12 protein-coding genes and 1 tRNA gene are annotated in these 12,932 nt (G+C 47.4%); 1 reads left to right on the forward strand and 12 read right to left on the reverse strand.

What is annotated here, in order from left to right:
* Window positions 1-74: 74 nt before the first annotated feature.
* From HNP82_RS00660 to HNP82_RS00680, 5 genes are all read right to left on the reverse strand, one after another.
* Window positions 75-845, reverse strand: coding sequence for a MurR/RpiR family transcriptional regulator (locus HNP82_RS00660; RefSeq protein ID WP_183770330.1), 771 nt, complete (start codon window positions 843-845; stop codon window positions 75-77).
* A gap of 18 nt (window positions 846-863) precedes the next feature.
* Window positions 864-1,802, reverse strand: a complete 939-nt coding sequence (gene bsh / locus HNP82_RS00665; protein ID WP_183770332.1) for a choloylglycine hydrolase — start codon at window positions 1,800-1,802, stop codon at window positions 864-866.
* Between the two features lie 79 nt (window positions 1,803-1,881).
* The gene (locus tag HNP82_RS00670) at window positions 1,882-2,154 is read right to left on the reverse strand and encodes a hypothetical protein (RefSeq protein ID WP_183770335.1); all 273 of its coding nucleotides are present in this window, start codon (window positions 2,152-2,154) and stop codon (window positions 1,882-1,884) included.
* Window positions 2,155-2,267: 113 nt separating this feature from the next.
* Window positions 2,268-3,008 (reverse strand): metallophosphoesterase, encoded by a 741-nt coding sequence (locus HNP82_RS00675; protein WP_183770337.1) that lies wholly within the window; start codon window positions 3,006-3,008, stop codon window positions 2,268-2,270.
* 26 nt (window positions 3,009-3,034) lie between these two features.
* On the reverse strand, window positions 3,035-4,180 hold the full coding sequence (locus tag HNP82_RS00680; protein ID WP_183770340.1) for an aldo/keto reductase: 1,146 nt from the start codon (window positions 4,178-4,180) through the stop codon (window positions 3,035-3,037).
* Window positions 4,181-4,518: 338 nt separating this feature from the next.
* On the opposite strand from HNP82_RS00680, the gene HNP82_RS00685 reads away from it, so the two are divergent.
* Window positions 4,519-5,280, forward strand: a complete 762-nt coding sequence (locus HNP82_RS00685) for a 4Fe-4S binding protein (RefSeq protein WP_183770343.1) — start codon at window positions 4,519-4,521, stop codon at window positions 5,278-5,280.
* Between the two features lie 85 nt (window positions 5,281-5,365).
* Here HNP82_RS00685 and HNP82_RS00690 read toward each other — a convergent pair whose 3' ends face one another.
* The 7 genes from HNP82_RS00690 to HNP82_RS00720 form a co-directional block, all read right to left on the reverse strand.
* A complete protein-coding gene (locus tag HNP82_RS00690) occupies window positions 5,366-6,241 on the reverse strand; it encodes an FKBP-type peptidyl-prolyl cis-trans isomerase (protein WP_183770345.1) in 876 nt (291 codons plus the stop codon).
* 266 nt (window positions 6,242-6,507) lie between these two features.
* Window positions 6,508-7,266 carry a peroxide stress protein YaaA gene (gene yaaA / locus HNP82_RS00695; protein ID WP_183770347.1) on the reverse strand — a complete coding sequence of 253 codons (759 nt, stop codon included), beginning with the start codon at window positions 7,264-7,266 and terminating at the stop codon, window positions 6,508-6,510.
* A 3-nt stretch (window positions 7,267-7,269) separates the two neighbouring features.
* Window positions 7,270-7,731 carry a thioredoxin-dependent thiol peroxidase gene (gene bcp, locus HNP82_RS00700; protein WP_183770349.1) on the reverse strand — a complete coding sequence of 154 codons (462 nt, stop codon included), beginning with the start codon at window positions 7,729-7,731 and terminating at the stop codon, window positions 7,270-7,272.
* Window positions 7,732-7,845: 114 nt separating this feature from the next.
* Window positions 7,846-8,361, reverse strand: coding sequence for a YIP1 family protein (locus tag HNP82_RS00705; protein WP_183770352.1), 516 nt, complete (start codon window positions 8,359-8,361; stop codon window positions 7,846-7,848).
* Window positions 8,362-8,501: 140 nt separating this feature from the next.
* Window positions 8,502-11,567 carry an ATP-binding domain-containing protein gene (locus tag HNP82_RS00710; RefSeq protein WP_183770355.1) on the reverse strand — a complete coding sequence of 1,022 codons (3,066 nt, stop codon included), beginning with the start codon at window positions 11,565-11,567 and terminating at the stop codon, window positions 8,502-8,504.
* A gap of 62 nt (window positions 11,568-11,629) precedes the next feature.
* Window positions 11,630-12,577 (reverse strand): magnesium transporter CorA family protein, encoded by a 948-nt coding sequence (locus HNP82_RS00715; RefSeq protein ID WP_183770358.1) that lies wholly within the window; start codon window positions 12,575-12,577, stop codon window positions 11,630-11,632.
* A gap of 198 nt (window positions 12,578-12,775) precedes the next feature.
* Window positions 12,776-12,848: transfer RNA gene (locus HNP82_RS00720), tRNA-Asn, on the reverse strand.
* Between the last annotated feature and the right edge of the window lie 84 nt (window positions 12,849-12,932).

Raw genomic sequence — 12,932 nt, forward strand, 5'->3', positions numbered from 1 at the left:
GCTTCCCAATGAGAAGCAAAAATCCTGTACCAGTATTAAACATACCAGCACAGGATTATTCTCAACAACTTATTTTATTTAAGCGTTCTTTCATGGGTATAAGCGACCGAGATCGCGGCCAATATAGCCTCTATCCCAAGTCCGTCTCTGCGGAAAGCCGATCCATGAAAGCCAATATATAAATCCATATTGTCCGGACATTGTTCCAGAAAATGGTTAGAAATATACACGACAAAGCCTCCCTTGGATCTAAGTTTTTCAAGCAGTATGTCAAATTTGTGGGAATACATCATTTCCACTACACAAACCAGAGTTCCCGGCTTTACATGAACAGTATAGTCTTCCTGAGTTTTTTCACTTTTTAATACGCATACATCTTTTCCAGATAAAATCAGCCGCATCTGAAAGTTTCTGAGGAATGACGATCCCACCGCTGTGATAAAACAGATCTGGTCAGCTTTTAGAAAGGCTTTTGCCGCGGCCAGAACGACATCATCGGAGACATCCTCCCGTATTCTTTTAAATGTATCCTCAATATAGTCCAGGCCCCGGCTCATATATTGATGATCCCACTCAAGTTCTCCGTAAGAAAACAATATATTGTCCTGGACTTCTTTTAGATCCATCCCTACAGACAGTTTGAAATCCCCATAAGAATCATATCCAAGTTTCCGGCTCAGGCGCAAAATCGTGGCCGGCGATACATAACACAGATCTGCCAGCTCATAAGTGCTTAAAAACGGCACCTGCTCCAAATTTTTAAGTACCTGCGCGGCAGCGTTTTTGTAAAAATCATCATCTTCCAATTCGTTATATAATAATATCAGCTCGTTAATAGCGTGCATTCTCCAATCCCCCTCCCCCTACACAAACACCAGCGCTCCACCCTCCAAATCCTCCCCATACATATCCACCTGGCGAACACAGCTATCATCATAAGTCTTATAATAGTACATTCCTGTCCGGGTGTTCATACAACAGGAATATGTGGTGATATCATACTTACCTTCCTCTGTAATCACTGAGCCCCGGATCATGGCAACGCCGTCAAGGATATGAAAAAACTGGGACACATTGGACGCCTCATCCTTTTTAGAAACCGAGTTCCACTTAAAGAACGCGGCCCGGACAAAGCGGGACGCCGAGGAGGCATCCCCCGGCAGTCCCAGGGCTCCCATACCCTGGGCGTAGGAATTTAAATTCAATTTTGACGAAAAACGGTTGTCCGGGCATTGGGGCGTCAGGTTCAGATAATTATTCATATTCATCAGATGATAATCAAAGGGCGGATTGTTCGTCAAAACGCCATAGGGATTGTCATAAATTTTAAGTCCATGGCGGACAGCCTCGATGACCAGGCAGTTCTCCCGATCCGCCACCATCCAGTGAAGAGGCGCCGGAGGCATCTGCGGGGAGAAAGACGTGTTTATAACACGCATTTGTGATAGATAGTCCCTGGCCTGGGCCACTGTGGCACACCTTGCCAGAATCCAGGGGATGATCTCGAAAGAAGCCACTTCGATTCCCTCGCCGCAGGCTTCCTGGTAAAGGGCATTGCCTGGAAAGTTCAGTCCAGCCATACACAGCCCCTTTTCATTCATGGCCTCCGCATAGAGAGGGAAACTGTCAGCGGCCGAGGCCATCCCTACCATGGCATAATGATGCTCAAGCCGCGGAGATTTGCAAAAATTCAACGAAAAATTTCTCGGAGTCACTGTCACCTTCTCTCCAAAAGAGCAGTCCAGATCCAGATTCCGTCCAAAATAAAAATCGCCGTTTTCATAAGTGATACATGTACACATAACTGTCCCTCCTCTATACACTATAACCTCTTTTTCCCATTATGGCAGTTCTAAAGCCGTCCTATTCTCTATTTTTTCGTTAAAGACCGTTTCTATACACGTCATTGATCACAGACTGGGCCTGCTCCATTTCCTTTTTCTTCATAATCGCGTCCCTGTCACTTAAAATCGCCAGCATTTCATCTACCAGATCCTCTATTCTCGGATTGGTGATCCTGTAGAGATAGCCGATCATCCGGATCGCAGTATAATCTGTATTCATATATTTATAAGCGACCTCCCGGCAAAATTCTGTGGGATAGCCTTTTTCCAAAAGCAGCCGGTAAAGCTCCTGAGTTTTATCCGAAGCCATAACTTTTGCACCTCCCCATCTTCCTGTACTTTTATGCTGGATCCCTCGTCCCTCTTTGAGTTTTTTGAGCCGGACCGCTCATCACCCTTTGTTTTTTTGATCTGAATTGCTCATCACTCTTTGACAAGAGCGGGGTGAAAGTTCAGATAGTCTCCTGACACAAGTATATAGTGAACCCCCTGGAAATCCCCGCGGATACTGTCCCCAAAGCGGCTCTCCCCGTGGCAGTGGGAATAAACTACCGTCTCAACGCCATACTCTCTGGCGATTTCTGTAAAGGGCGATGTCTTTTCCAGAACGCTGGTGGGCGGATAATGGAGAAACATGATGAACTTCCGGTAGCCGGCGCCGTATGCCAGGCGGAAAGATTCCCTGAGACGGGTCATTTCCCGATCTACCAGCTTTTTCGCCTGGATTTGCCGTTCCTCATCCCAGCCGATAATCTGCCCTCTATAGTTTACATAAAACGGCCCCTCAAAAGCAAATCCTTTAGTGCCTACTAAAGCATAATCTTTGTATACCGCAAAGTTATTCTGAAGAAAAAACAGCCTGGGAGAAAATTCCCGGTTCAGCCGCTCTGTCTTTTTCGCATCCCAGAACATGTCATGGTTGCCCCTAAGAAGGATCTTGCGTCCCGGAAGATTTTCAATAAAGGCCAGATCCTCCCGGCATTCCTCCAGTTTTCTCCCCCAGGAGTGGTCGCCGGTGAGAACAAGAGTATCCTCTGGCTTTACAATCTGATTCACATATTTTTCAATTTTTCGCTCATGATGTTTCCATACCCGTCCAAAGCTGTCCATAGGCTTGTCAGCCTGAAAGCTGAGATGGAGATCCCCCAGGGCGTAAAGTGCCATGAAAATATTACCTCCTGTATTCAGATTCAGCCTTCAAAAAGAGCTTTCGCCTTTTCCATCCGCTCTGCCACAGGCACTTTAAAAGGGCAGCGGGTTTCACAGCCATGACAGGCTATACAGTCGCCGGCATTAGCCCCAAGGCCTTCATAGTGGGCCCGGACCGCAGGCGGAACTTCCGTCTGCATAACGGCCAGGTCATATAATTTGTTCACCATGGCAATATCAATACCGGACGGACATGGAGCGCAGTGGCCGCAGTAGGTACACTGGCCGCTGTAAGCGTGGCAGGGCGCTCCGGCCAAAACGGTGGCATAATCTTTCATCTCCTCAGTGGCCGTCTCATAAGCCGCCGCAGCTTTTACATGATCGGGAGTATCGCAGCCGGTGAGAATGCTGGCTACCCCCGGCCGGGTCAGCGCGTAATGAATACACTGGACCGGCGTCAGCGCCACCCCAAAGGGAGATGTTTTTTCAGAAAACAGCCGGCCGCCGCCATAACCCTTCATCACTGTAATCCCCACGCCTCTCTGCTCACAGATTTTGTAAAGTTCCGCCCTTTCCGGGTCAATGCCCCGCAGGCCTTCCTCGTAACTTTCCGCGAAATAATCGTTCAGATCCTCACTTGCAGGAAGAAGATCAAAGGCCGGGTTAATACTGAACAAAATCATTTCCACCACACCGCTTAACGCCGCCAGCTTGGCAACTCTGGGATTATGGGTACTCATGCCAATGTGGCGGATGACACCTTTTTCTTTTTGCTCCCGGACGTATTCTACAAACTCGCCCGCCATCACCTGATGAAACTCAACTTCTTCATCGACAAAATGGATCATTCCAAGGTCAATGTAATCCGTGCGAAGACGGGTAAGCAGATCTGCAAAAGCTTCCCGGACTTTATCCATTTCCCTTGTGCGCACATACTGGCCGTTCTGCCATGTGGAGCCGAAATGTCCCTGGATGATCCACCGATCCCGGTGTCCTTCCAGTGCTTTTCCAATATTGGACCGGACATTTGACTCCGACATCCAGCAGTCTAAAAGATTGATCCCATAATCTTCACAGCAGCGGATCACTTCCCTGACCTCCGCCTCATTGTGCCGCTCCAGCCATTCAGCACCAAGGCCAATCTCACTGACTTTAAGTCCTGTCTTTCCCAAATCTCGGTATCTCATAAATGTTCCTCCCTTTTTCCGGACTGAAAACAATCCGTCTTTTCCCAACTTACGTCCAGCGGCCAATGTAACAACTCTTGACTCTGTATCAGCGCCTATGTTAAACTGATGATAGTATCAGCATATCACATTCCATATCTGATCTTATCTTGCTGAATTTCCATTGTTTAAAGTACCGGCAGCCATCCGGTGTTCTAAAGAATATTATAAGATTTGGCCGTCTGCAGGGCAAGAAGGAAAAGCATATATTTTCAAAAAAACTGCAGCCTGGTTTACGCCATTGGCGAAACCTCTTTTGCGACTTAGCTATGTATTTTTACAGAATGGAGGACATACATATGAAACTTTATGAAATTTGTTTTAGCCCCACAGGGGGAACAAAAAAAGTCGCTGACATGATTGCCAAAGAGCTGTCTGAAGATTTCCAGTTTATCGACCTGACTGATCCTTCGGCAGATTTTTCCGATAGTGTTATTTCCGGCGATGATGTGGCCGTGATCGCGGTACCGTCCTACGGCGGACGTGTTCCGGCTGTGGCAGCGGCCCGCCTGGCCCATATTAAAGGCAGCGGCGCCAGAGCGGTTCTCGTCTGTGTTTACGGCAACCGGGCTTATGAAGATACTTTAACCGAGTTGGAAGACATCGCAACGGCCTCAGACTTTAAAGTAATCGGCGCGGTAGCCGCCATTGCCGAGCATTCCATCGCCCGCCAGTTTGCCAAAGGCCGTCCTGACACAGAAGATACCCAGGAGCTGTCCTTGTTCGGCAAAAAAATTCTTGAAAAAATCAGGTCTGGCGCAACAGATTCACCGGTAATTCCGGGAAACCGCCCTTATAAAGAGATCGGCGGCGGCGGTATGGTGCCCGCGCCAACTCACGACTGCGTTAAATGCGGTTTGTGTGCCAGAAAATGTCCGGTCCAGGCCATTGATCTGAAAGATCCGGCAATCGTAGATGGCGGCAAATGTATTTCATGTATGCGCTGTGTATCCAACTGTCCGAAATCTGCCAGAAAGGTTAACAACGCCATGCTGTCCGCTGTGGCCGGCATGCTCTCTAAAGTCTGTACCGAAAGAAAACAGTGCGAACTGTATCTGTAAATCCTATTATATGACAAAGACGGCGGAAAGGTTTGCTGACCATTCCGCCGCCTTCATTATATGAACAGGTATATTGTCCTTTTTGTTACTTCACTTCTACAAGCTCAATTTTAAAATTCAGCTCTTTTCCGGCCATCTCATCGTTGGCATCAAGAGTAATCGTCTTCTCATCTTTTGCCGTTACTTTTACCTGGAAAGGCTGGCCGTACTGGTTGGCCAGGTAAACTTTCTGTCCCACTTCCAGATCCTCAGACCCCGGAAGCTGCTCAATCTCAAAAGTCAGAATAGCATTGGGGTCTGCTGGGCCGTAAGCATCCTCCGGCATGATATGCACGTTGACAATCTCTCCTACTTCCATATCCGCCACAGCCGCGTCAAATCCCCGGATCATCTGGCCTACACCGCAAACGAACTGAAGGGGCTCGCCCCTGTCATAAGATGAATCAAACTGTGTGCCGTCGTTAAATGTACCTACATAATGAGCCCGGCATGTCTTTCCTACATTGCGGCCCTCTATCACCGGATGCGAACCACATCCGCCGCCGCAGCCGCTTCCACAGCTATCACCACAGGCGTTGTCTTCCTCATGGTGCCCGCAGCCATGATCGCCGCAGGAATGTCCTTCGCCGTGATGATGATCACAGTTGGCGCCTGTAGATTCCAGTTCTCCTTTAAGATAAGATTCCACCGCCTGATCCACATCACCTGATGCTCCGGCCACCAGTTCCACACCAGCCTCAGACAGAGCCGCCTGGGCTCCGCCGCCAATACCACCGCAGATCAGTACATCAATGCCATGGTTTGCCAGAAGTCCCGCAAGAGCGCCATGGCCTGTGCCGTTGGAACCGATCACTTCGCTGGAAACGATCTTATTATCCTCAACGTCGTAAACCTTAAAAAACTCTGTTCTTCCAAAATGCTGGAAAATATTTCCATTGTCATATGTTACCGCGATTTTCATCCTTAACAATCCTCTACTTTCATAATGTATACACAGTCAGCAACCTTTCTCAAATCCAGAAAAGCAGCCGTATTTTTGTGCCTGTAACACACATATTAATAAATGTGGGGAGGGATGTCAATACCTTTACCGGAAGGGTTTGTCTGACCCGCAGCCGTTTTTCCGGACAGCATGTGTCCATCTTCCAGGATAGCCTCTGTAGCTATATCAATCCCGGAGGATTCCTCTATATCCCAGATCAAAAGTTACTGCCATATAGTCTTGCGTCAGTTTTTCTGATGGTCACCCTTCAAAAAAACCCAATTTTTATCATCGGAACGCGCCTGATCAAACCGGTATTCCAGCCGGTCAAAAGATTTGATATCCTCCGGATCGGCAATCTGCCTTTCAGCCATATAGCGCACCATTTCGCCCCGGGCCATTTTACATTTTGTTCCCTTCTCCACCACTTTCCCATCTTTTTCCTCGCCAAACACACAGGTAATGAAACGGGCAGAGCCAGGCACATATTTTGAAACGCACTGGGAATATTCTTTAGAGGCCAGGTTTACAATACAGTCCGTTTCTTCAAAAAGAATCCGCGCAATGAGGCTTCCCCAGTAGTCATAAAGATTTTTCGCCGGGCCAATGCTAAGCTTTGCCTGCATTTCCAGACGGTACGGAGTCACACCGTCCAATGGCTTTAAAATACCGTAAAATCCGGATAAAATGCGAAGGTGAGCCTGGATATAGGCAAATTCTTTATCGGTAAATACCTTTGGCGCCATATATTGATAGGCGATTCCCTCATAAGAAAGCACTGCTGGCGTCAAGCCGTTACGCAAATCCATAGATGCAAGACGGTCAACATTCAAAGCCGCAATGGAATCATTACATTTCCACAGCTTTTTCAATTCCTCATAGGACATATCTTTCATTTTGGCGAAAATCTTCTCTGTCCGGTCAAGGAAAACCGGCAGATCACGCCAGGCAATACTATCTGTGTCTGGATTCATCTTTTTAGCCGGAGAAATAATAATCCGCATCTTTTACTCTCCTGCAAGATAGGCCAGGATTTCGGCAGCGTTTGTATCAGGTTTTACCTTTGGCATCGCCTTTTCAATATTTCCCTGCTCATCAATAATATAGGTCGTGCGTACTACTCCCATGCTCACCTTGCCATAAAGTTTCTTCTCTTTCCACACATCATAAGCCTGAATAGCCTGAAGTTCCGGATCAGAAAGCAAAATAAATGGCAGGTCATACTTCTGGGCAAATTTCTGATGGGACGCCACGCTGTCTTTACTGATACCGATAACCACAATATCCTTATCTTTAAACTGCTGGTAATTGGCTGCAAATGCGCATGCCTGGCGGGTACATCCGGGTGTGTTGTCTTTAGGATAAAAATAAAGGACGATCTTTTTCCCAAGAAAATCAGACAGCCGTACCTCCTGCCCGTCTTTATCTAAAAGTGTAAAATCTGGTGCTTTCATCTGAACTTCTAACATGGTCATTCTCCTTTTCAAAATATTTATATTTCCATTATTGTCCTGCCGCCTGAAGCAGCGCTTCCCCCAATTTGGGATCGCAGGCGTAAATATATAAACCTTCGACGACGGGAATCATAAGAAACGGACAACCCTTCGGGTGTGAGGATAATACTCCATAGCTATCCTGTCTATTTTGCCCAAGCGATCATAATCCTTTCGGGATATTTTCACCTGGATCTGATTTTGTCCGTTGGCTGTTCCACTGAGAAAATAGTCGGCCCTGCGGCCCTTATTTCCCAGCCTTTTTCCAACCTCAATATCGGTGACAGTAACGATCTGGGTCCCCTGTACGCCGTCTAAAACTACATTTCTCCCAAACCAAAACCCTAAAAGCGAAAAAATCAAAACGCATACGATGCCGATAATCAATGCCCTTTTCTTTTTTCTCTTGTCAAAGGACTGGCATAAAAATATTGCCAGGTAAAGGGCTGCGGCAAGAAATACAAGAGCTACGCATCCTTCATCCAGAAGAACATAGGGACCTGTCACCGGAAAAATCGCAGCCACCGCCACAGGCACAAGGATTAACGCCCAGAAAATATAATGATAAATTTTAGTTGCTGTTTTTTTCTTTTCGGGTCCACTCATTTATGATCACTCCTGCTTTCTTATACAGCAGATTGAAGTTTTTCAACCAGAGTATTCAAAGGACGGCGTTCATTATGTATAATAATGTCGGGAGCAAAAGATCTCACCCCCTTTATTTTTGACTTTTCCAAAACATTAGGCTATCCCAGCATTTTATACAGCTCCAGAATCCCCTCATAGGTTTTTCCGTAAATAAAATAATAATCCACCTCATCCTTTCCGTCAGCGTACAGATACATACCGTACATGGGGATGGCGCAGCACATGACGGTCTGCTCCCCGGCCACGCCGATGCCATAACCGCGGTCGGAAAATACCAGGGGCATGCGCATCTTCATTCCTCCGAAGCTGATATATCTCGCCTTATTATTCATCCGCTCCCGGTCATCCGGGAGAATGCCCTTGGCGTAAATTTTCTCATTTTTTTCCCAGTCAAAGTAATTCCAGGTCTGCTCTCTGTTTTCCCCGCCGATCCACCGGGGGATTTTAGGATTCTCAGCAACCAGTATTTTTCCGTCCCTATCCAAAAATGAAAGAGCCCCGGTTCTTTTATCTGCAGAAACGATCAAATCTTTAGTCTCCACCTGGATCACTGATTTTCCAGCTCTGACATTCCATACAGGCGGTACTTGGACTGCCCGCTCCCAAAAGCCTCCCTTAAAAGGCCCGATCTCCCCTTTTTTAAACTGGACCCGGATCATATTCGGAGCAAGCGGGGTCAGACGCAGGGTGCCCTGGCCGCTGGAAAGATATAGGGATTTCTTTGTCTTTTTCAGACTTCGGATGGGTAAATCTATGGCGCCCTGGGGGGCATGTGTGAGAGCCAGGACACAGTTTTTCTGAGCCTGCAGGGAACTGATCTTTGGACAATCTCCGAAATGCCATAGTGAGGGATTCACCGGGCGCTCTTTCACATCCGGACGTAAAATCCGGCTTCTGCCTTTGCTTTCTATCTCCTCCCCGGCTATTTGGAAAGGCTGTCCATCCCTCCTATGACCATTTTCAGGTAACTCAGCCGGCACCTTATGCAATCTTCGTTCCCGGCGTGACGCCGGCTCTTTAGCCGCCTGATTTTCCAGCAGGGCCATAGACTTTTCTTTTGCGGGAACCCGGATCAGATCTGTAAGATCACCCTTATGGACCACCGTCAGCTCATGGAGGGCACGGGTGGCTGCCACATACAAAAGCTTCACATATTGATCTGCCGGGGGATAATGATCCCCACTGGGATCATAGAGAATGACGCCGTCAAACTCCAGACCTTTGGTATATTCTACCGAGAGTACCATGACACCCTGGGAAAAGCCTGCTGTCTTGGGGTCACTGTCGGCCAGGGCCAGATTTTGCCCCAGCATGTCGCTGACCGCTCTAGCCCCATCCATATCCCGGCAGATCACAGCTATGGTCTCCCGGCCTTCATTTTGCCATTTTCGGATGGTCCTCTCTGTCTCAGAAACCATATGGGCCTCATCTGAACATTGAAGTATATTTACAGAATGGCCGTGGCGGAGAACAGGCTCCACCGGATAAACGGCAAAATTGCCATGGCACAAAATGTCAGTGGCAAATTTTGAAATCTCAACAGTATTGCGGTAACTTTTTTTCAGAAGACAAAAACCTTCCCGCCCGTCTGGGAGCATAAGTGCTTTCAATTCCTCCCAGTCGTTAAGTCCGTGTCCAAAATGAATATTCTGGGAAACATCGCCCATGATGGTGTAGGAGCAGTCCCGCATACAGTAATAAAGGGACTGATAGGCCATCATTCCAAAATCCTGTGCCTCGTCAATGATCACGTGGCTGGCCTCCGAAATACCGTCGGTTTCTTTAATCCGCTTATAAATGTAGGCCAGAGCCGCCAGATCATAAAGGTCAAAAACATTTTCTTCATGATGGGGAATATCCTTTCCCCGGTCCGACTGAGCGGCCAGAAAGTCTTCATAAACGGAAAAAATGGAGCCTCTCCATACCTTTTTTCCAAAATGCTGCCGGTACTGGCGTATCAGCGCCTTTCGCTCCCCATCGGGATAAGTCACATATTTTCCGGCCATTTCATTTTCCAGTTTTGACATAAGAATAGCGTTCAGCCTGTTGATTTTTTCCTGAGTGGAAAGGCCCCTTTGGTCATAAATATGTCTCTCAATAGACGGCTGGTCCATAAGAACAACACGGTTTTTCTCAAGACGAACCTCTTCCCTGGGAATGGACGCCGTCTCGAAGGCGGCGCAAAAATCTTCCAGATCCTTAAACCACGCGCTGCTTCCTTTAACGTCACCGGCATTGTTCACCGGGCAGATCTTATGGAGCTTAGGATTCCAGTCTTCGTAAAGAAGACGGACAAACAACTGTTCCATAGTCATCTGGCGAACCCCATACACATCAAGATCCGGCAGGGCGCTTGTAATATAGTTGAGCAAAATCTCATTGCTGCCGATAATATAAAAATCCTGAGGGCGAAAGTCCTCCTCATAATTGTACAAAATATAGGAAATGCGGTGCATTGCCACCGTCGTCTTCCCCGATCCGGCCACCCCCTGGACGATCAGGTTCATTTTCGGCGATTTTCGTATAATGGCGTTCTGCTCTGCCTGGATAGTGGCAATAATCTCTCCCAGCACCGCCGTCTTATTTTTCGCCAGATACTTAGTCAAAAGTGCGTCGTTGGCCACCACATCAGAATCAAAAAAATCTATCAGACGGTCGTTTTCAATCTCATAGGTCCGTTTAAGGCGCAGATCCACCTCATAGGTGCCCTCATTTTTCACTGTGTAAGAACAGCGGCCGGAAGTATTGTCATAATAAAGGGAAGCCACAGGCGCCCGCCAGTCGATGACCACAGGTTCTGAAAGGGATTTTGCGATCCCCACCCGGCCTACATAATAGGACTCCTCCTGATCCCGTCCGTCATCCTTAAAATCAATGCGGCCAAAATAAGGTTTCTGCCGGGCTTTCCTGCACCGGAGAAGGGCCCGTTGGCTCTGCGAATACATCACCTGGGTATTGTGGATCATTGAAAGGGCTTCTTTATCCTTTGGCCCGTAGGATTCCATCAGATCATGAAGCTGACCGGAAAGGCCGGACAATTCCTCCTCCGCCTTTAAAAGATTCTCACCGGCGATGCCAGTAATGATTTTCAGTTGTTCCTCCTCCGCCTCACGGCTCCGTCCGGGAACCGGACGAATAGCCGCTTTTTGTTTTTTTACTTCCATAGCCCCTCCTCATGCAATGAGTTGCCCTTGCCCATCCCTGATCACTAAACTGTTATCAAAAATCAGTGAAACATATCTTTTTTAATGAAAATAATGGTAGCCACAAGGCAGGCGACTACTGCGAGCATTGTTGGAAACCACCAGACAGATACAGGAAGCCCGGTGACATTCATGCCGTAAAAACTAAATATAATATTGGGAATCGCCATAACAATGGTGATCACCGTTAAAACTTTCATAACAATGTTTAAGTTGTTTGAGATCACAGAGGCAAAAGCGTCCATAGTTCCGGATAGAATATTGGAGTAAATGTTACACATCTCCATAGCCTGATGGATCTCAATGAGAACATCCTCCAGAAGCTCCTGGTCATCGTCATAGAGTTTGATCAATTTGCCCCGGGTAATCTTTGTCAGAGTCACCTCGTCCGCTTTCAGAGATGTAGAAAAGTATACCAGGGATTTTTCCAGCCCCAGCATCTGGATTAGCTCTTTATTCTGCATAGATTTGTGAAGCTTTTTCTCTGTAAAGGAGGAGAGACGGTCAATCTCACGAAGGCATACAAGATATCTCTGGGAGATACGGAATAACAGGATCAGCAAGAACCGCGTCCGCAATTCCGTCCGCACGCCTTTGACTTTTCCGTTTTCCATGTCCTGGATACTGATATTCTCATACAATGAAATGGTAATAATATAACCTTTCATGGAAATAATAGCCAGAGGCATGGTGGAATATTGGAGGGTAATATTGCCATAGTTGACGTCAGATTTTTCTGTACAGGGACAGTCAATGATCACAAGCGTCTGATCAGATTCGTCGTCATAATCAATGTGGGAGCTTTCCTCTTCATCCAACGAAGCCTGGACAAATTCGGGAGTAATGCCGATTTCCCGGATCAGATACTCTTTTTCCGCCTCAGTGGGAGCGGTGACGCTGATCCAGCTTCCCGGCTCCAGTCTTTCGATCTGCCTGATCTGGCCATCTAAGGTTTTAAACATTTTTATCATTCTTATCTCCTCCTTTTTTGACATAAAAAAAGAATCCTGCCAGGCAGGATTCTCCGCCTGCGGCGGGTTGCGCCAGCAACAGCTTCCGCTCCGCCGCAGTGCGGATCTGCGCGGAGCGTTATTTTATATCGAAGGGAACACGGTTTCCTTCGATATAAAATAAACCCGTAAACAAAAACATTTACGGGTTTTCAAACACTCCCCCTGCCGGGCTCGAACCAGCGACACTTCGGTTAACAGCCGAATGCTCTACCGACTGAGCTAAGGAGGAATATGAATATATCTTAGACCTTTTAAACAAATTTGTCAAGAATTTTTTCATTGATACATGGCGGCCGCCCCAGGGCAGCCCCGC

Origin of the sequence: Catenibacillus scindens (genome assembly GCF_014202115.1) — a bacterium.
In the GTDB taxonomy this organism is placed as follows: Bacteria; Bacillota; Clostridia; order Lachnospirales; family Lachnospiraceae; genus Catenibacillus; species Catenibacillus scindens.

Bases quoted from the DNA above. Each gene is read 5' to 3' on its own strand.
- HNP82_RS00705 (WP_183770352.1), bottom strand. From the start codon at position 8,361: ATGAGTGGACCCGAAAAGAAAAAAACAGCAACTAAAATTTATCATTAT.
- HNP82_RS00690 (WP_183770345.1), bottom strand. From the start codon at position 6,241: ATGAAAATCGCGGTAACATATGACAATGGAAATATTTTCCAGCATTTT.
- HNP82_RS00670 (WP_183770335.1), bottom strand. From the start codon at position 2,154: ATGGCTTCGGATAAAACTCAGGAGCTTTACCGGCTGCTTTTGGAAAAA.
- HNP82_RS00715 (WP_183770358.1), bottom strand. From the start codon at position 12,577: ATGATAAAAATGTTTAAAACCTTAGATGGCCAGATCAGGCAGATCGAA.
- HNP82_RS00685 (WP_183770343.1), top strand. From the start codon at position 4,519: ATGAAACTTTATGAAATTTGTTTTAGCCCCACAGGGGGAACAAAAAAA.
- bcp (WP_183770349.1), bottom strand. From the start codon at position 7,731: ATGTTAGAAGTTCAGATGAAAGCACCAGATTTTACACTTTTAGATAAA.
- bsh (WP_183770332.1), bottom strand. From the start codon at position 1,802: ATGTGTACATGTATCACTTATGAAAACGGCGATTTTTATTTTGGACGG.
- HNP82_RS00660 (WP_183770330.1), bottom strand. From the start codon at position 845: ATGCACGCTATTAACGAGCTGATATTATTATATAACGAATTGGAAGAT.
- HNP82_RS00680 (WP_183770340.1), bottom strand. From the start codon at position 4,180: ATGAGATACCGAGATTTGGGAAAGACAGGACTTAAAGTCAGTGAGATT.
- yaaA (WP_183770347.1), bottom strand. From the start codon at position 7,266: ATGCGGATTATTATTTCTCCGGCTAAAAAGATGAATCCAGACACAGAT.
- HNP82_RS00710 (WP_183770355.1), bottom strand. From the start codon at position 11,567: ATGGAAGTAAAAAAACAAAAAGCGGCTATTCGTCCGGTTCCCGGACGG.
- HNP82_RS00675 (WP_183770337.1), bottom strand. From the start codon at position 3,008: ATGGCACTTTACGCCCTGGGGGATCTCCATCTCAGCTTTCAGGCTGAC.